Raw genomic sequence first — 19859 nt, forward strand, 5'->3', positions numbered from 1 at the left:
TTTTTTAGATTTTTAAAAATATACTATGAAAAAAATATTACTTAATTTTTTATTGCTGCTTCCTTTAGTAGCCTTAGCACAAGTTACAACCAACCCAAGTCCTATAGTTGTTGATCAGTCTCTAACAATAACAGTAGATATAAATAGTACCGAAACAGATTGTAATGGTTTCAGTAATCCATCAAAAGTTTATGCACATCTAGGTGTTGGTAATGAAAACGATGAATATGGTATTGCTGTTGTTGGAAACTGGGGGCAAGATGATGGCGTTGGTGAAATGACAGATAACGGTAATGGTACTTGGAGTATTACTTTTACACCAAACACTTATTTTAATTTAAGCACTGCGGAACAAAACAGTGTTACCAAAATGGGTATGGTATTTAGAAATGCTGATGGATCTCAAGAATTTAAAGCAACAGGATGTGCTAATTTTATTTTTAACGTTGGAGCTTTTCAGGTAACAATGATAAATCCTTCGCCTAGTGCAAACGGAGTTATTGTAGTTAATAATGGCGCTAATACTCAAATTTTAGCTCAAAACACTGGAGGACCTGCTAACTATGAACTATTTGCTAATGGATCTAGTGTTCATACGCAAAATAATACTACGTTTTATAATGGCTATTTGTTTTCAAGCTTAACTGAAAATCAATTTTGCGAATTAGTAATTACACAAGGAGCATCAACTATTACAAAACAGTTTACAATTGTAGTAAACAATACAACTCCGACTGCCATGCCTGCAAATATGGAAGATGGTATTAATTATAATCCTAATGATCCTACAAAAGCAACTTTAGTTATAGATGCTCCAAATAAAGACTTTGTTTATGTCGCTGGTAGCTTTAATAACTGGACTCCTACGAGTTCTTATGCAATGAAAAAAGATACTGCTACTAGTAAGTTTTGGTTAGAGCTAACAGGCTTAACATCTGGAGAAATTGAAACTTATCAGTATTGGGTTGGTGCAATATCACCTGTTACAAATTCACCAAAACTAGTAAAAACAGCTGATCCCTACTCTACTCTAGTATTATCGCCTTTTGATGATCCATATATTTCGGCATCAACGTATCCTAACTTACCTGATTATCCTAGTGGTCAAGAACGTGAAGTAACCGTTTTACAAACAGGTCAGACACCATACAATTGGCAGGTAACAAATTTTGAAAAACCTAAAAAGGAAGACTTAATTATCTATGAAGTATTAATACGTGATTTTGATCAAGATAGAAATTTTCAAGATTTAATTGATAAGATAGATTATTTTAAAGACTTAAATATTAATGCCATAGAATTAATGCCTATAATGGAATATGAAGGCAACGAAAGTTGGGGATATAATACCTCTTTTCATATGGCTCTTGATAAATTTTATGGTACTGAAGAAAAATTCAAAGAATTTGTTGATTTATGCCACCAAAATGACATTGCTGTAATATTAGATTTAGCACTTAACCATGCTTTTGGAAGAAACCCAATGAATAGAATGTGGATGGATGATCCAGATGGTGATGGCTGGGGCGAACCTAGTAGTGAGAACCCTTATTTTAATCAAGTGGCTACACACAGTTATAGTGTTGGTTCAGACTTTAATCACCAACAATCAAGAACCCAATATTACACTGAACGTGTTGTACAACACTGGATAGAAGAGTTTAAAATTGATGGTTTCCGTTGGGATTTAACCAAAGGATTTACACAAAATTGTGCCTCTGGTGATGACGGTTGTACCAATGGCTATCAACAAGACCGCGTAGATATCTTAAAACAATATGCTGATTTTTCTTGGAGCGTAGACCCAACACATTATGTTATTTTCGAACATTTAGGACAAGATAACGAAGAAAAAGAATGGGCAAATTATCGTCTCGATGAAGGTAAAGGAGTTATGATGTGGGGCATTATGAATTCCGTTTATAATGAACTTACAATGGGACAAAGTGGTAATAAAAACATTAGCAGAATGGGACACACAGCTCATTCAGGTTTTAACGGACCAAGAGTTGTTGGTTATGCTGAAAGTCATGATGAAGAACGTTTAATGTACAAGAATTTACAATATGGAAATAATAGTAATTCTTCACATGACGTTAGAGACCTAAATACTGCTTTATCTAGAATGTCTGCATTAGGCGCCGTATCTGTAATGATTCCTGGACCAAAAATGATTTGGCATTTTGGTGAATTAGGAATGGAAAACTCAATATTTACATGTTTTAATGGTACTTATAACAATGATGGATGTAAACTAGATACTAAACCTCAACCTCAATGGACGAATAACTGGATAACCGACGCACTTAGAAGTCAAATCTACAACGATTGGTCTAGGCTACATGCTCTTAAAATTAATGAACCTGTTTTTGAAGGTGACTATAGCATTACTTCTGGAGATTTTACTCCAAGAATTGATATTTTTGATACTACAATTCCTTCTACAGAATTAAGAAATGTAATTATCCTAGCTAATTTTGATGTTGTTTCTCAAACTGTGAACACTAATTTCCCTCCTGGTGTTACCGCGACTTGGTACGATTTAATGGACCCATCAGGAAATACAACTGTAAGTAACTCAACAACTACAATAACAATTCCTGCTGGTCAATTCAGAATCTTAGGAAATAAACAAGCTGAAGCATTAAGTATAGATGAAGAAATTCTTTTAGGATTTTCAATCTATCCAAATCCTGCTACAACTTCTTTTCATGTAAGTACAAATGTTTCTGATATTGAAATCTATGATTTAACAGGAAAACTAGTTAAATCTTTTAAAGGTGAGTTTAACAGAACAGATAGTTTTGATATCTCTCAGTTAAATACAGGAATGTATATCGTAAAAGTAGAAAACAATAATAACCAAATTAAAACAACTAAGTTAGTCAAGCTCTAAAATTGAGTCTTTTTTGAGCATAAAAGAGTTTCTCTAGCGAGAAACTCTTTTTTTGTGGTATGTTTTAAAGTAAAAACTAATAGCTACTTCTAGGGTGTAATTATCATAATCCATAAATTAGCCTACGGTTTATAAAAAATCAATTTCATGATAGTTTTAAATTCAGCATTAAAAAAAAATTATTGGTTTCTTTTTATCATCGCTATTCTTTTTAATCTTTCATGTAACAATAGCAATTCTACTATGGATTCTTCGGATGATATACTAGACACTCCTATTGCATTTTATTATGGCGCAGACTTATCTTATGTGAATGAAATGGAAGACTGTGGCGCCATTTATAAAAACAGTAACGGGATTGAAAAAGATCCGTATACAATTTTTAAAAATGAAGGAGCAAATCTGATACGTTTACGATTATGGCATAATCCTACGTGGACCAACTATTCTAATCTACAAGATGTAAAACAGTCCATTATGCGCGCTAAAAGTCACAACATGAAGGTGCTTTTAGATTTTCATTACTCAGATACTTGGACAGACCCGACTCAGCAACAAATACCTGCAGCTTGGATTAATTCTATAAACGATACTGAAGCTCTAGGAAATTTACTATATAATTACACTTATAACACCTTAGTAGAATTATCTAATGAAAACCTATTACCTAATATAGTACAAGTTGGTAACGAGATTAATTCTATGATTCTTCAGGATGGTGATTTAGTTTGGCCTATAGATTGGAATCGAAATTCACATTTAATTAATAAAGGCATTGAAGCTGTAAGAACAATGGCAAATGATAAAAATGAAACCATTGAAATAATGCTTCATATTGCACAACCAGAAAACGGACTTTGGTGGTTTGAGCAAGCCACTGCTAATGGTATTGTAGATTTTGATTGGATTGGACTTTCATATTACCCTATTTGGTCTGATTACAGCTTAGATGATGTGCAAACACCACTTACAACTCTAAAAAACACGTACAACAAAAAATTAATGATTGTAGAAACAGCATATCCTTTTACTTTAAATAATGTAGATAATGCCAATAATATTTTAGGAACTGATGCCCTTATTAATGGTTATCCTGCTTCTCAACAAGGTCAACTAGATTATCTTAATCAATTAAAATTAGTTATTAAAAATGCTGGCGGACAGGGTTTAGTCTATTGGGAACCTGCTTGGGTTTCTACAGATTGTTCTACCTTATGGGCACAAGGATCGCATTGGGATAATGCAACATTATTTGACAACAATAACCAAGCTACTCTTGGTATGAAATTTTATAATGCTTCATTAAATGACTAAGTATAATCCAAGTTCACTTCTCGTTTATATTTAAATCAGCTATTGGCATTTATTTCTAACACCAAAACAAGAGAAGTTTTCATATGTAAAAAACTAGACATTTAATAACAACCCTAATCTGAAATTTTTAAACTTTGACAATTCTAAATAAGAAACGGTAATCATTTTTAACAATTAGGAAATGTATGGACCTTTTGAAGGGGAAATAGATAAACAATCTACAATCACACTACAAAATGTACAAAATAGAACACATAAAAGACAGCCAGTCAAACCATATTAAGTTAACAAATAGTAACACCTCCTCTTACGCCAAAATAGCCTTAAATGATGGAGCAAGTTTACAAGAATTATGTATAAATAATACTGTAATAATAGAAGACCTATCCCCTTTACAATATAGCGATATGTATGCGTCGTCTATACTATTCCCTTTTGCAAATAGAATTAAAGATGGGTTTTACACTCATAATAATCAAGACTATCAATTAGAAATTAATCAGGAAGAAGAAAATAATGCGATACATGGATTGGTTTACAATAAAACATTTAAAATTTCAAACAAAAACACATCAAAAAATGAAGCTTCAATACAACTTGAGTATGAAGAATTAAACAGACCTAAAGGGTTCCCCTTTACGTATACCATTCGATTAAATTACATTCTAAATAAAGATGGATTAAAACTGAATGTTTTATTAGAGAATACGGACTCAAAAGCATTTCCTTTCACTTTGGGTTGGCATCCTTATTTTATAAGTAAAAATTTATATGAAAGCAGTTTAGAGTTTGATAGTAATAAAAAATTGATTTTAGATGACAAATTAATTACAACAAGAGTCAAAGACTTTAAAAACGAAGAACCATTTAAAGTTAAAAACAAAACCTTAGACGACTGTTTTATTTTAAATACTAATACGGTAAAATTTACAACGCCAAGTTACGATATGGAAATACATACATCGTCAAGCGAAACTTTTTTACAATTATTCACACCTTCAAGAGCTAATACAATAGCTATTGAACCCATGACAGGAGTATCAGATAGTTTTAATAATAAGATAGGTTTACAAATTTTAGAACCTAAAAAAACCTATAGTCTAGATTGGGAAATTAAATGCCATACTAAATAATGGCAATACGTTGATTTTCAACAAAAATTGAAGTTGGTTAAAATAAAAAAGACCCTAATGAAACATTAGAGTCTTTTCTTCTTTGTACAGGCGGAGAGACTCGAACTCTCACACCTCGCGGCACTAGATCCTAAGTCTAGCGTGTCTACCAATTCCACCACGCCTGCAACTATCCAATAAATATTGGGTTGCAAATATAAACAATAGTTTGAATATACAAATAGTAAATTTTCAAGAATTACAAATCAATAAATAATATTTCTCATATTCTTAGAATAACCGCATTTCTAGTGGTTTTAAGTATTAATTTATTTTAATTTTTTTTCTAAATAAAAACTTAAAATTCCTATCTCATTAATTTATTACTCTTATAATTCTTACTTTTGATACAAACCAAAATACATATGCAAAGTATTAATTCTTATATAACAGAACATAAACAACGATTTTTAGACGAACTTATTGAACTCTTAAAAATCCCATCTATCAGTGCTGACTCAGCTTACAAATCTGATGTTTTAAAAACTGCTGATACTATTAAGACTAGTCTTGAAAAAGCAGGATGCGACCATGTTGAAATATGCGAAACCGAAGGATATCCAATTGTATATGGTGAAAAAATAATAGATAAAAATTTACCAACTATTTTAGTTTATGGTCATTATGATGTACAACCACCAGATCCTTTAGATTTATGGAACTCACCTCCTTTTGAACCTGTGATTCAAAAAACAGAACTACATCCTGAAGGAGCTATTTTCGCAAGAGGTGCTTGTGATGATAAAGGCCAGATGTATATGCATGTGAAAGCCATGGAATACATGACATCTAATAATGAATTACCTTGTAATGTAAAATTTATGATAGAAGGTGAAGAAGAAGTTGGTAGTGTTAACTTGGCAAAATTTGTGGCATCTAACAGAGAAAAACTCGCTAATGATGTTATTCTTATCTCAGATACAGGGATGATTGCAAAAGATGTTCCTTCTATTACTACAGGCTTAAGAGGTTTAAGTTATGTTGAAGTTGAAGTTACAGGACCAAATAGAGATTTACATTCTGGTCTTTATGGAGGAGCAGTAGCAAATCCAATTAACGTATTAACAAAAATGATTGCATCGCTTCACGATGAAAACAACCATATTACAATTCCTGGTTTTTATGATAAGGTTGAAAATCTTTCAGATGCAGAACGTGCAGAAATGGCAAAAGCTCCATTCTCATTAGATGCGTATAAAAAATCATTAGATATAGATGCCGTTTATGGAGAAGCTGGCTATTCTACCAACGAGCGTAATTCAATTAGACCTACATTAGATGTCAACGGTATTTGGGGTGGCTATACTGGTGAAGGTGCTAAAACAGTTATTGCAAGTAAAGCCTATGCAAAAATTTCTATGCGCTTAGTACCAAATCAAGATTGGGAAGACATAACACAATTATTTAAATCGCACTTTGAAAGCATTGCGCCTAATGGTGTCAAAGTAAAAGTTACACCTCATCATGGTGGACAAGGGTATGTTACTCCAATTGATAGTGTGGGTTATAAAGCGGCTTCTAAAGCTTATGAGCAAACTTTTGGTAAAACACCAATTCCTCAAAGAAGTGGTGGTAGTATTCCTATTGTATCTCTTTTTGAACAAGAGCTAAAAAGTAAAACTATTTTAATGGGCTTTGGCTTAGATAGCGATGCTATTCATTCACCTAATGAACATTTTGGGGTGTGGAACTACCTTAAAGGTATTGAAACTATTCCTTGGTTTTATAAATATTTTACAGAATTAAAAAGCTAATTAATCTTTTACAATTTTAAAGGTTGAAGCCTTTGTTTTAGAAACAACATTAATAAAATAAACACCAGAAGGTTTATTTTTAAAGTCAATTTCAAAGCTTCCTTGTCTAAAGGTATTTTTGTAAATCATTTTACCCGAAACATCATTCACTGTAATGATGAGTTCTTTTTGTTTTAGATTGTCAATATTTAAAACTGAAGTTACAGGATTTGGATAAAATGAGAGGTCTTCTTCTGTAAATTCTTCAGTAGATAAGGCATTATAAGTAATGCAATTGCTTATTTCTGTACAAAGTCCAGTAGAAATTTCTACCGCATAATTACCATTAGCTGTTGGAGAAAATAATTGATTAGTTGCACCTAAAATCTCAGTTTCAGTATCACAATTATACCATTGATATGTCGCAGAAGTTTCGTTTGCAATTAAATTGGTGCCTACTTTTGTAACTGTATTATTCAATGCTAGCAATCCAGATTTTGTTGCCATATAAGCTGTGACTAGTTTGGTCAATTCTGTCATATACTGAAAGTCGATATCCTCTGCTCTATCATTAGAAGAATGATAATTAGGGGTTACATCATCCGTTTCCCATGACTCACCTACTAAAACAGCAGGATAGCCTTGATTCCAAAATCTAGAATGGTCACTTGCAGTTGTTCCTGGATTAACAACTATAGCATTTAAGTCTAGTGTATACGTATTTAAAATGGTTAATAAATCATCTTTTATCTCCAGAGAATTTGAAATATTACGCACATCAATATCAAAATCATTATCACCTGTGGTTCCTGGTGCATCACCATCATAACCAATCATATCCATATTTATCACACCCAAAATATTATCTCTAGTGTTTCCGTTAGTTTCATCTGCTGCCTGCGTTGCGTAATAATTAGCACCTCGTAAACCTATTTCTTCTTCATCCCAAAGGGCATAAACAATAGTATTATCTGTACATTGCTCCGATAATATTCTTGCAATTTCTATAACAGCTGCAACACCTGTAGCATTATCATCTGCACAATATGCCGCAACAGAATCATAATGCGCACATACGATATAAATATTTTCTGGATTGGTTTTACCTAGCTGTGTTGCAATAATATTTTTTCCTGTTGTATTAAAATTTTGAAGCTCAACCGTAAGATTTGGAAAAGCTGCAAGTCGTTCTTCAATATAATTTGCAGCCAAATCATTAGAACTTTGTACACGACTTATAATTGTTTGTGATATTCCATTAATTACTGCAGGTTGTTCGCCAGTAAGCTCATTAACCGTTAATTGTAAATTAGCATTACTCACTTCATTTATAATGTTTTGAATAGATTGTGAAAATGAAACATTAAAAAAAAGAAATGCTACTAATAAGGGGAAAATAACTCTAAAATTCATTGAAACTTGGGTTTTCATACTTAGCAAATATAGCCAATTAGAACCCTTAAGAATTGAAAATTTTGATAATTCATTTTTTAACTCTACATTTGTAGAGTTAATTCTAAAAACGTAGAGCATGCAACTTTCAAAAACCGAAGAACAACTAATGCAATATTTATGGAAGCTGGAAAAAGCGTTTATGAAAGATTTGTTAGATAGCTATCCTGAACCAAAACCAGCAACAACAACTGTTGCAACACTACTTAAACGCATGATTGGCAAAGGCTTTGTAAATTATAAAACCTATGGTAAATCTAGAGAGTATTATCCACTAGTTAAAAAAGAAGATTATTTTTCTAAACATGTTAATGGGCTTATTAAAACCTTTTTTAATGATAGCGCTTCGCAATTTGCCTCTTTTTTTACGCGTAAAACGGATCTAACAAAAGAAGAGCTTGAAGCTTTAAAGGCTATCATAGATAAAGAAATTAAAAATAAGTAATCATGGAAATCTTTGTACTAAAATTTTCGGCTTGTTTGTTAGTATTCTGGCTAGTATATGTTCTTATTTTAGAGCAGCAAAACATGCATCATTTTAAACGTTTTTATCTTTTAGGAACATTCGCTCTAGCCTTAATTATTCCAACATTAACAGTAACAGAATACATTGCTCCCGTAATTAGCAATTTAGAAACTGCACCACTATTTATCCCAATAGAACCGTCATTTGTTGAAATGCCAATTGAAGACAGGTCCTTTTTTAATCTAGAAACTACACTTTGGTTTATTTATGGTATTGGTGTTTTGCTATTTTCAATTCGATTTGTGATTAATATCGTAAAAATGCAGCAAAGAATTTCTACCAATGAGAATATAGTCAAACATTCTTTTGTTTATGTTCTATTAAAAGAACATTTAATTCCACATTCATTCTTTAAATATATCTTTTATAATAAAAATCGATACGAATCTCATAACATCCCAAAAGAAGTAATGCTTCATGAAGAAACGCATGCCAGGCAACTGCATAGTTTAGATATTATTATTTTAGAATTACTTCAAATTGCATTTTGGTTTCATCCCTTAATTTACATTTTGAAACATCATGTAAAACTCAATCACGAATTTTTAGCAGATCAAGCCGTTTTAAAACATGGATCTGATGCTAAAACCTATCAGAACATCTTATTACAATTTTCATCAAACACTCAAAATCATCACTTATCGAGTGCCATCAATTATTCATCAATCAAAAAACGATTTACAGTTATGAAAACACAAACCTCAAAAACCAGAATTTGGCTAAGTACTTTATTAGTATTGCCAATTATTGCGATTCTTTTTTACAGTTTTGCTGAAAAGGAATATATTGAAATAGAGCCTAATGAAACTTCTAAAAGTTCTCAAATTCAATATGAACCAGATGAGAATGTAAAAAAATGGATTGAAATATCTAAAGACTCAAAAACAATTAAAGTTCAAATATCACATGGCAATCAAATTTTAATTAATGATAAATTAGGAAGTTTAGAATCATTAGAGTCATTTCTAAAAGAACTTTCTCATAAAGAGACCTATAATCTCAGTTTTAGTTCAGACAAAGAAACCTCTCTAGTTATATATTTTAAAGCACTCATTATACTAAAAAAACACCAAGTTCTTTATACCGTCAACGAAGTAGAGTGGGATAAAGTTGAGTTTTTTCTAGAAGGAGCTATAATAGAAGAATTTAGAGATTATATTAAAAAGTACGACATCTACGAATCCTTAAGAACTGCAGAACCACATTACATCCATAAATCAGCTGACGTACAAAAAGAAATGGATGAGTTATTTTCAGATTTAGGAGGCTTATATTTTAGAATGTCTAAAGAAAATAAAGCAAAAGTAAAAAAACCTATTTCACCAATAAAACCTTATGTGCAAATTACCCTTAATGGTAAAACATATTACAAAAAACGTAATGAGTTAACAGCAGAAGAAACAGCGACTCTTCCACCTCCACCTCCACCTCCTGCAACACAACAAACATCTAAAGGAGGTCCAAACATAGGAGATACTGAACGTACATACAACCCTTCTTTTTTAGAATACATTATTGAAATGGAACAAGAAGGTGCGTCTTTCTATTTAGATGATGAAAAAATTTCTGCTAAAGAAGCAAAAGCTATTGCCACAAACCATCAGGGTAAGCGTACAGAAATGACAACCCAAAAAGATTCTAATGGTAACTATATAGTAAAACTATCTAGTGCTGAGAATAAGAAAATCTACGCTAGAAGTATTGAGCTAAAAATTTTAAATGACGATTCTTACTTAATTGATGGTATTAAAGCAACGAAACGCACATTTGTAGATGTATTTAATCAATTACATCAAGACATTACGCCAGAAATTCGAAATAATATGATGAATATTCATGTAAAATCCACCAAAGAAATTTCTAATAAGGAAACATGGTTTATCTACAATTCACTTCAAGATTACGGATTTTATCGCATTGTTACACCAAATCAGGAAATAAACAGAGCTAAAGGCAACACGCCTTTTGCAATTGAAAGCCATTTTTCAGACCAACAAACACCATCAGCAAAAGATATTGCTGAATATAATACCTGGGCTAAAAAGATTCATAATGACAGTAAAAAGCTTTCAGGAAATACTACATTTTATCCACCTATTAACGAAGAAGCGTTGATAAAATTCACAAAAATCTATAATAGAATGACTCCACAGCAGAAAAATAAATCTGTTGAATATCCATTTTCAGGTCTTGAGAGCAAAACTAAGGACCAACAAAAACCATCGGCAAAACAAATAGCCGAATATAATGCTTGGGCTAAGAAAATAAATACTGCTGTCGCAAAGGCAAAAGCAAACCCTAATAAAAACACTTACCCTATCGTTAGACAAAAAGATGTCGACAAACACAAGCGTATTTATAATTCTATGACAACGGAACAGAAAAAAATTGCTGAACCTTTTCCTCAATCTCCACCTCCGCCTCCACCACCAACTATTAAAACGGGAAAGGTAAGTGACAGCCAAATTGAGGCATACAATAATTGGGTTAAAAGTTTAAAAGACCCAAATGGCAACCATCTCATGGTTAAAAAAGAACATTACGAATACTTCACAGGTATTTATAACCTAATGACAGAAGAGCAACAAAAGAAATCGGAAGGACTGCCGCCACCTCCGCCACCTCCACCTCCTGCAAAAGAAAACAAACCGTTTATCTTTAAAACTGATAGTAGTGAAATTATCGAAGTTGTAGAAGATCCTCAACCTCAAGAACAAGAAAGCATCTTACCCATAGTTAATGGTAAAACTATTAGATCAGGGAAATTATCTTTGACAAGAAATGAGATTAAGGATATAATACTCAGTACTAAAAATGGAAAAGTAACCGAATTTAAGTTCAAAATCCCTGGTATACCAACTCAGAAGATAAACAGTAATACATTAAATGTTGATGCCCTAAAGCACCTTCAAAGCGCAAAAAAAGATGATCAGCTTGTGCTGTTTGCGCTCAAAGATAGTTCTGACTCAAAGATAGCACCTATAGTTATTACTATCACTGATTAAATTAATAAGGTTTAAAAACCATAACATAGAATAAGTTAAGCCTCGATTACCGAGGCTTTTCTATGTATTGATATTAAGTATATGGATTGTTTTATTCTCACCGTTAATTCTTTATACTGTAATTCTTCTTAAAAAAAATCACATTATCCAACCCAATAACAGCTATCCTCTGCAAGTATAGCTTGTTTATGCATTTCTGTAAAATTGTTTAAAATATTAGGCCGCAAAAAGTCTGGCAGAATCTCTAAATCGTAGATTTCGTCTACTGATGTTTTGTATTTTAATAGACCTTGATAACTCTTAGTTGGTAAATGGACTACAGCAACTCCTGCATAATTAGAAAATTTTGCGACATCTAAATGGGCAAAACTAGAGGAGTTTTGACGTAACTTACTGAGACCAATAAATAAATAATCTTTATAAAAAGACATCCCTCTTACAAAACCTTTTAAATTAATAACCTCTGTATACGATTTGTTTTCTATATCGACCTCAACCAACTGACCAGTTGCAGATAATAGCAAATACAGTTTTCCGTTTATAAATCTTGGTGTATGTGGCATGCCTAAACCAGATAAAATAATTTCATTAGTGTCTACGTCTATTAACACACCTGTTTTTGTTAAATCTTTCTGCCAACTTTTAGCTGTATTTCCAGTATTAAATGCCGTAACATACTTTGGCTTACCATCCTTCATAGCCATACCATTTAAATGACATCTATCTTCAGGTTTTAATTCAGTAATGAAATCAGGTTTCCAATACGACTTAAAGTTATAATTATTATCAAAAGTAGAGATACAAGAAAACAACGTGTTTATTGCATATAGCTTGTTATCTGTTCCATACGACAAATCATGCAAATCTAATTTCCCAGTATAATTTGTACTCATTGGAAAGTACATATTAGAATACGTATTGGGTTTCTTAGGATAGTTCTTTGCTAGTATTTCTGAGTTTTTAAGCTGAATAACTTCATTTTCACATGCAATAGCTAATTTTTCATAGTTATCTGTAAAAGTAATTCCCATGGGTCTATTAAAATTCCTAGCCAATTGTGTTATTCTATCTTCATTGACAGGAGATAATGTCACAATTTTACCAGCTTGAAAAGTAGAAAGGACAATACTACATTGTAACTTATATAAAAGCTCAGGAACTTGAGGTGTATGTTCTAATTGAAATGGTGAGATTGGTTGTTCTGGATTCATTATTTGTAAATATTAAAACAAAAAAAAGAAGCTACTCCAAATTAGAGTAGCATCTTATAAAAGTTGAAAATAAAAATTAATTTTTCATTATTTTTCTTGTCGTCGTTCTGTTGTTATTATCATAGATTTTAACGTGATAAATACCTGAAGCCAAATTAGAAATATCAACTTCATTTGTATTAGCTAATTGTATGTCTATTTGTTTACCAGCAATATCAAATAACGCTACACTACTAATCTCAAAGCTTGTTTCAATAGTAAAAACATCTTTTACAGGATTAGGAAATACATGTAATAATGCTTGACTATCAAAGTCTGAGACACTTAAATTAGAACTAACTCCTTTATAAAAAGTGACAGCACCTGTACCTTGACCTACTATCAAATCATCTACTCCATCTTTATCTAAATCAACAACTGCCACTGTAGAAAGACCTGCAACAATATCCGCTCCAGCTGCCTGTAATTTAACACCAGTATTAAACACCATAGCATTACCTGCTCCTGCCGTATTCTCAAAGAAAGTTACAAATCCTGCATTTTCACCAACAATTAAATCTAAATCTCCATCCTCGTCTAAATCTCCAAATTCTGGTGATGGATAAGCTTGAACAGGACCACTAGGTTCAAAAGCAATATCTACTCCATTAGCTTGAACGTTTACTCCTGCTGCAAAAACCATAGCATTACCTGCTCCTGCTGTATTTTCGAAAAACGAAAGCGTACCTGTATGTACACCAACAATTAAATCTAAATCACCATCGCCATCAAAATCTGCAATTGCAGGTTTTGCTTCGTTTCCAACACTAATAGCTGATCCGTCTGCTGATACTGCTGAATCAAATGTAAAAGCATTATTTCCGTCATTAAGAAACACATCTATACCTCCACCATAAACACCCACTAAAAGGTCTAAATCACCATCTGCATCAAAATCTGCAAATACAGGAGAACTATAATCGTACCAACCTGAACTTGTAGCATTTATTAAATCTGTTGGCGCACCAAACTCCATCGTATTAACATCAAACTCTCCATAGTTTTCTACTACAATTGCAGCATCACCAAACTGACCTAAATACAATTCATAATCGGTATCACCATCCAAATCCGCAAAAGTAGGATTAGCTGCTCCTGCATAAATATCAGATCCGTTTGATTGCAATACAACACCTGCTTCAAACGTATTTAACGTTTGCGCTGAAAGTGAATTTGACATGGATAAAAAACCTAACATCGCAAAACTTGGGTACACCCATCGTCTCCATTCTGAGAATGTAAAATGCGACTTTAAAACTTTATAAAGTCGATTTAATTTATGTAATAAATTGGTTTGCGTTTTAGAAGCTAAATCCCCCCAAGACCCTTCTTGTTTCAAAGTCTCAATTTGCTTAAGCAAAGCTCGGAATTGACGCTTTTTTCTAATGAATAATTGTTTTTTCATCTCTCGTTTTTTATGATTGGTTATAAGTCTGTATTTCGCTAAATCTTATTAATAAATCATCATTATCAAATGCAATATGATGACAAATTTTCACCCAAATTAGCCATTTATTGTAACAAATGGAAACTTTTAGCGTTCTAATAGGTAATCAATCAAAAAATCAATCACTTATGTTAAAGCAATTCTTCATCCTTTGCTCTGGCGCTGACACCGATATTTTAAACGACTGCTCCATTGGCGAACAGAACAAATATGCTGGTATTGGAGCGACCGTTTTCTTCACCGCTGTTATGGCAACTATAGCCGCCAGCTATGCACTCTTTACCGTTTTTGACAACCTCTATGCTTCACTATTTTTTGGATTAATTTGGGGGTTACTCATTTTTAATCTCGACCGTTATATTGTTTCAGCTATTAAAAAACGCGACAATATTTTAGACGAAATCCTTCAAGCTACACCTCGAATTTTATTAGCACTTATTATTGCCGTAGTCATTTCAAAACCTTTAGAATTAAAGATTTTTGAAAAAGAAATTAATCAAGTGCTTTTAGAGCAAAAAAATGATTTAACCCTAGCCAATCAAAACCAAATCGCTAAACAGTTTAATCCTAAAATTGCAGAACTTGAAAATGAGATTTTAGGCTTAAACGCTCAAATAGATTTAAAAGAAGCAGAAGTCAATGGGTTATACAATACTTACATTTTGGAAGCCGAAGGCACCGCTGGCTCTAAACGTTTAGGAAAAGGGCCTGTTTATAAAGAAAAACGAGATAAACACGATGCTAGTTTGGCCGAATTACAACAGTTAAAATCCGATAATAAAACAAAAATAGAAGCGATTGAAACACAAATAGCAATGCTTCAAGAAAATTACACCACTAATATTACAAAGACACAACCTGTGATTGATAATTTTGATGGTCTTATGGCACGTATTACCGCTTTGGGTGAATTACCTTGGCTACCGTCCTTTTTTATTTTTCTTTTGTTTTTAGCTATTGAGACCTCACCAATCATTGCAAAATTATTGGCACCAAAAGGAGAATTTGATTATAGATTACAAGACCAAGAAACAACAATTAAAACGTGGACTATGCAAAAGGTTGCTGAACGTAAACTCCTTTTAAAAACCGATAACGACATTAACAATAAAGTATATACTGAGATTGCTGATGAAGAAGCGGTGATGAACTATAAGCGAAAGCAGGCAAGAATTCTCATGCAAAATCAAGCAGATGCGTTTTTAAAACAACAAAAGGGTATTTTATAAAACGCCTTTAAACTTGTTAGGGTTTAATCAATCTTTTTTAGCCTGTAAACTATAATGTTACACCCCTAAAGTCCCCTCAAGGGGACAATTGTAACCTAGACTATTTTTGCTTTCATCGTAAACCGTCTATCCATTGATTTTTTAAATTGTAATTTTCTAATAATTTATATTGAGTGGATTGTCCCCTAGAGGGGACTTTAGGGGTGTTTAGTTATTCCCTGAACAAACCGCGAAAATTAATTTAAATAGTGTTCTCTAAATTGTTCTTATTTTTAGATGATAAATAACAACCAATTCTTATGAAATATTTTGCCGCCATTGCCATAGCCTTATCATGTTTTAGCTGCATTAGTATAAAGGCTGATGTCACCACAGAAACAACGCACAAAAGTAAATCTAACGAACTTGCTGAGGCAGGCATACGTTTAGTAATGCACGACCAAGAAATCGCGTGGAATAATCACGATATGAAAGGTTTTATGCAAGGCTATTGGAAAAGTGACTCACTAAAATTCTACGGAAGTAATGGACTCACCAAAGGATGGGAGCAAACATTAGCTAATTATAAAAAAGCTTATCCTACAAAATCAGAAAGTGGTACGCTAAAATTTGTTATTAATGATATTTCAAAAATTGAAGGAGATAATTATTGGGTAATGGGTGAGTATCACCTAAAACGTAAAATTGGTGATGCGAATGGAGTATTCATTATTATCTTCAAAAAGATAAATGGGAAATGGAAAATTGTAGCTGATATGTCTTGCTAAAAATACAAGTGAACATTAAAAAATAAAGTGTGTCCGAAACATTTATCTATCACCATAAATGAATTGGAAACACTTTATTAAATGTATAATAGAAATAGGCTTAAGCTGCTACAATAGCACTAGCCATTGTGTCATTTTCTTCTGATCGTTGTGGTTGATCTTCAGATTTAAAATGCTGATATAATTCTTTACATCCTAATCCTATAATAGATAATCGTTTAGATTTAGTAATAGATTCATTATGCAGTTTAGCTAATGCCATAACTCCAGCTCTATCTATACCTTTTACACGCTCTATATCTAGTAACACGTCGTCTAACTTATCAAAAATGTTAGCAAAATGCTCATTAAAAGTTTTTAAACTTAACTTATTTAAAGTTCCTTTTATTTGATAGCGGTTATTGTAGTTTGTAATTTCTAAATCCATAATAAATAATGTTAAATTGTTAATACTAATTTGAGCTATTAATCAGTAAAACTTGTGCTATTATTTAGAGGGATGACCACAATATCTAACATATCCTTAGGTCACTAGCCATATAATCGATAAATGGTAATTTGACTAGATTATTCGAATAGGTCTGTCTATTTTTTCGACCAACTACACGTTTTTTAACAACAAAAATGTAGGAAAAATAAAGGATAAATCAGTTATAATCAAGCATATCAAAATGCGTTTTTAGATTTCCTAGTTTAGAAACCACACTTATGAAACCGTATATTTTTATATAAGTACACCGCAAAATTTCTATTTTTACAAGATATAACGTTATAAAAAATAAAAACTAACACATGAAATACAAGTACAAAGTAATATTAATGGTACTACTGGCCGGAATTACAATTTATGGTTTAGTAACTGGGCAGTACTTATTTATGGTGTGTTTAATTCCGTTAAGCTTTGACTTTTTTAACAAAAAAGATTCGGATTAAGTTTTCTTAACGTATTCTGTAATAATAACAATTTGCTGTCCATCTACTCTACCTTCAATATAGGTTTCATTTTCATGATCGAGTCTTATATTTCTAACGGCTGTACCTTGTTTAGCTACCATGCTAGAACCTTTAACCTTTAAGTCTTTTATTAAAACTACAGAGTCTCCATGTTCTAAGATAACGCCATTAACATCTCTATGAATTAATTTATTCTCTTCATCTTCACCATCTCCAGAAGCTTTTGCTAATTCTAAGATGTCTTCTTCCATATACATCATACCTAACAAATCTTGTGTCCAGTCTGCTTTTATTCTGTTTAGCATTCTCCAAGCCATAATTTTTACGGCATTGTGCTCACTCCACATACTATCGTTAAGACATCTCCAATGATTGACGTCAATAGCATCTGAATCGTTCATTTGCTCTGTACACACATTGCATGCATATAGAACTGTTTTTAATCCGTTTTCTTTAATATCCGAAACTGTATATTCCGATAATTTTTCTTCGTTGCCGCAAAGCTCACATTTGGAGCCACTGCGCTTTTGTAGTTCTCTTTCTAATGACATAATAAAGTATAATTATTATGCAAATGTAAAATTAATTAAGACTTTTTCTCCTTTTTTCAGAAAGCCTTTTACAACTATAGCACAAACTCGTTTATATAAAGACTTCGAGGAGTTTTGATCCTTCTGAATTAAACGTTACAGCATCAGTATTTGCTAGTATTAAAATGGTTTCACCCATAGCTACAATTTCGGTTTTATTACCTATACCTACTTTAGTAGTACCTTCAACACACATAAATATGACAAACGAATCTAAATTGCTATAATCTCTCTTTTGATTTGATTTGACTTCAAAAATATTTGTTGTAAAAAAATCACAATCCACTAAATTACTTGTTTTATCTGCTTCTAATTGGTAATTACGTTTTCCGTTAGAAGGAAACGATTTGGTCGCTTTTAGTAGACGGATGGTAGATAAGTGTCGACGAATGGAAAAGCCACTTTTACAGCGTTTCTCTCAATTTCTTTGGTAGTCCTTTCACTACCATATCATAGGAATGGTCTATTAATTCCTTAATAAGTTGGACTGAGAGCTCTCTAGAATGCACATAAACGCTATTCCATTGTTGTTTGTGCATGTGATAACCTGGCTTTATACTGTCGTATTCTGCTCTTAATTCTTGAGCGTATTCGGGATCACATTTTAAGTTTATAAAGGCTTCTCCATTTTCCCAACGCTTTAGAGATGCTAAAGCAAACATCTTTCCTAAAACTTTAAACACTAGGGTATCTTCATCAAAAGGAAAATGTTCGGTGACTTCTTTTTTACTTAGACAATAATTTCTGTAATCCTCTATATTCATAACAAAAACACGTTCAAAAATTTAGCCTTTGAACGTGTTTAAAATTACTGAATTTTATAGCATCTTAAAAATACTTTCCTATCCATTTACAATTTGGAATGTCTTCGACGTTGCTTACCAAAATTTTATCTGGGAAAGAGGCTATGACGTTTGGGTCGGTTTTATAAATATGATCTATTTTATATTCAATGAAGTTAAAACCGGGTTTTAAGTCGATATCATAGCTAAATCGTATTTCTGCATCTCCATCGTCTAGCATTCGTGTTTGCATACATTCTCCTTTGTACTTAAAGGAAGAGGCTACATAAATCAATTCGAAATACGATCCTAAAACAGGCTCATTATAACCTGGGTCTTCTATCCAAGGCAAAAGTTCCTCATCCGAAACTGTAAAAATTACACCGACATAACGCTTGTCGGTAGTCCAAAGTGAAAGCGCTCCGGTTTCAACCGATTTAATGTTTTCATTTCCAGCAACCATATTAGTATCACAAACATCAAAAAGCGTATAAGCCACATCGTTCATAAAATTGTCTTCCATTTCTTTTGATAGCTGAGGAAGCTCTTTGGGAATATCAAACTTTATATCTCCAGATTTTGACATGTGTCCTATTTTTATAGGATGTTCCATACCAAAAGGCAGTACCAAGACATCAACATCTAAACTTTCAAAAGGATAATCTTTAATTTTCGGCTGGCTTTGAGCTTGTGCAAAATTGCATACCAAAATGCTAATGATACATAAGAATGCGTTTTTCAT

17 protein-coding genes and 1 tRNA gene are annotated in these 19859 nt (G+C 32.4%); 9 read left to right on the plus strand and 9 right to left on the minus strand.

What is annotated here, in order from left to right:
- Positions 1 to 25 precede the first annotated feature (25 nt).
- From VDP25_RS00485 to VDP25_RS00495, 3 genes are all read left to right on the plus strand, one after another.
- Positions 26 to 2896, plus strand: coding sequence for an alpha-amylase family glycosyl hydrolase (locus VDP25_RS00485; protein WP_334465430.1), 2871 nt, complete (start codon positions 26 to 28; stop codon positions 2894 to 2896).
- Between the two features lie 147 nt (positions 2897 to 3043).
- Complete coding sequence (locus tag VDP25_RS00490) at positions 3044 to 4210, plus strand: glycoside hydrolase family 53 protein (protein WP_334465433.1); 1167 nt, start codon at positions 3044 to 3046, stop codon at positions 4208 to 4210.
- A 236-nt stretch (positions 4211 to 4446) separates the two neighbouring features.
- On the plus strand, positions 4447 to 5343 hold the full coding sequence (locus VDP25_RS00495) for an aldose 1-epimerase (protein WP_334465436.1): 897 nt from the start codon (positions 4447 to 4449) through the stop codon (positions 5341 to 5343).
- 85 nt (positions 5344 to 5428) lie between these two features.
- Here the strand turns inward: VDP25_RS00495 and VDP25_RS00500 are convergent.
- Positions 5429 to 5510: transfer RNA gene (locus tag VDP25_RS00500), tRNA-Leu, on the minus strand.
- Positions 5511 to 5747: 237 nt separating this feature from the next.
- Between VDP25_RS00500 and VDP25_RS00505 the strand changes: the two genes are divergently transcribed.
- Positions 5748 to 7136 (plus strand): dipeptidase, encoded by a 1389-nt coding sequence (locus VDP25_RS00505; RefSeq protein WP_334465439.1) that lies wholly within the window; start codon positions 5748 to 5750, stop codon positions 7134 to 7136.
- Here the strand turns inward: VDP25_RS00505 and VDP25_RS00510 are convergent, their stop codons facing one another.
- Positions 7137 to 8546, minus strand: a complete 1410-nt coding sequence (locus VDP25_RS00510) for a M28 family peptidase (RefSeq protein WP_334465441.1) — start codon at positions 8544 to 8546, stop codon at positions 7137 to 7139.
- Between the two features lie 100 nt (positions 8547 to 8646).
- Here VDP25_RS00510 and VDP25_RS00515 point away from each other — a divergent pair, with 100 nt between their 5' ends.
- Together VDP25_RS00515 and VDP25_RS00520 are read left to right on the plus strand one after the other, a co-directional pair.
- Positions 8647 to 9012 carry a BlaI/MecI/CopY family transcriptional regulator gene (locus VDP25_RS00515; protein ID WP_215927046.1) on the plus strand — a complete coding sequence of 122 codons (366 nt, stop codon included), beginning with the start codon at positions 8647 to 8649 and terminating at the stop codon, positions 9010 to 9012.
- A 2-nt stretch (positions 9013 to 9014) separates the two neighbouring features.
- Positions 9015 to 12098, plus strand: coding sequence for a M56 family metallopeptidase (locus VDP25_RS00520; protein ID WP_334465445.1), 3084 nt, complete (start codon positions 9015 to 9017; stop codon positions 12096 to 12098).
- Positions 12099 to 12241: 143 nt separating this feature from the next.
- On the opposite strand, the gene VDP25_RS00525 is transcribed toward VDP25_RS00520, so the two are convergent.
- Both VDP25_RS00525 and VDP25_RS00530 read right to left on the minus strand, forming a co-directional pair.
- On the minus strand, positions 12242 to 13309 hold the full coding sequence (locus VDP25_RS00525) for a TIGR03032 family protein (RefSeq protein WP_334465448.1): 1068 nt from the start codon (positions 13307 to 13309) through the stop codon (positions 12242 to 12244).
- Positions 13310 to 13385: 76 nt separating this feature from the next.
- Positions 13386 to 14753 carry a T9SS type A sorting domain-containing protein gene (locus tag VDP25_RS00530; protein WP_334465451.1) on the minus strand — a complete coding sequence of 456 codons (1368 nt, stop codon included), beginning with the start codon at positions 14751 to 14753 and terminating at the stop codon, positions 13386 to 13388.
- A 170-nt stretch (positions 14754 to 14923) separates the two neighbouring features.
- Between VDP25_RS00530 and VDP25_RS00535 the strand changes: the two genes are divergently transcribed.
- A complete protein-coding gene (locus tag VDP25_RS00535) occupies positions 14924 to 16024 on the plus strand; it encodes a DUF4407 domain-containing protein (RefSeq protein WP_334465453.1) in 1101 nt (366 codons plus the stop codon).
- A gap of 299 nt (positions 16025 to 16323) precedes the next feature.
- Positions 16324 to 16791: a YybH family protein gene (locus tag VDP25_RS00540; protein WP_334465454.1), complete on the plus strand. Its 468-nt coding sequence runs from the start codon at positions 16324 to 16326 to the stop codon at positions 16789 to 16791.
- Positions 16792 to 16891: 100 nt separating this feature from the next.
- On the opposite strand, the gene VDP25_RS00545 is transcribed toward VDP25_RS00540, so the two are convergent.
- Positions 16892 to 17218: a hypothetical protein gene (locus VDP25_RS00545; RefSeq protein WP_215927034.1), complete on the minus strand. Its 327-nt coding sequence runs from the start codon at positions 17216 to 17218 to the stop codon at positions 16892 to 16894.
- Between the two features lie 365 nt (positions 17219 to 17583).
- Here VDP25_RS00545 and VDP25_RS00550 point away from each other — a divergent pair, with 365 nt between their 5' ends.
- A complete protein-coding gene (locus tag VDP25_RS00550) occupies positions 17584 to 17724 on the plus strand; it encodes a hypothetical protein (protein ID WP_215927032.1) in 141 nt (46 codons plus the stop codon).
- Here VDP25_RS00550 and VDP25_RS00555 read toward each other — a convergent pair.
- The 4 genes from VDP25_RS00555 to VDP25_RS00570 form a co-directional block, all read right to left on the minus strand.
- Positions 17721 to 18296, minus strand: a complete 576-nt coding sequence (locus VDP25_RS00555) for a PhnA domain-containing protein (RefSeq protein WP_334465460.1) — start codon at positions 18294 to 18296, stop codon at positions 17721 to 17723. The two genes, VDP25_RS00550 and VDP25_RS00555, sit on opposite strands and share 4 nt — an antisense overlap.
- 91 nt (positions 18297 to 18387) lie before the next feature.
- Positions 18388 to 18621 (minus strand): hypothetical protein, encoded by a 234-nt coding sequence (locus VDP25_RS00560; RefSeq protein ID WP_334465462.1) that lies wholly within the window; start codon positions 18619 to 18621, stop codon positions 18388 to 18390.
- Between the two features lie 118 nt (positions 18622 to 18739).
- A complete protein-coding gene (locus VDP25_RS00565; protein WP_334465465.1) occupies positions 18740 to 19099 on the minus strand; it encodes an MmcQ/YjbR family DNA-binding protein in 360 nt (119 codons plus the stop codon).
- Between the two features lie 64 nt (positions 19100 to 19163).
- The gene (locus tag VDP25_RS00570) at positions 19164 to 19859 is read right to left on the minus strand and encodes a hypothetical protein (RefSeq protein ID WP_334465468.1); all 696 of its coding nucleotides are present in this window, start codon (positions 19857 to 19859) and stop codon (positions 19164 to 19166) included.

The organism is Winogradskyella sp. ECml5-4 (assembly GCF_036903175.1).
Classification (GTDB): domain Bacteria; phylum Bacteroidota; class Bacteroidia; order Flavobacteriales; family Flavobacteriaceae; genus Winogradskyella; species Winogradskyella damuponensis.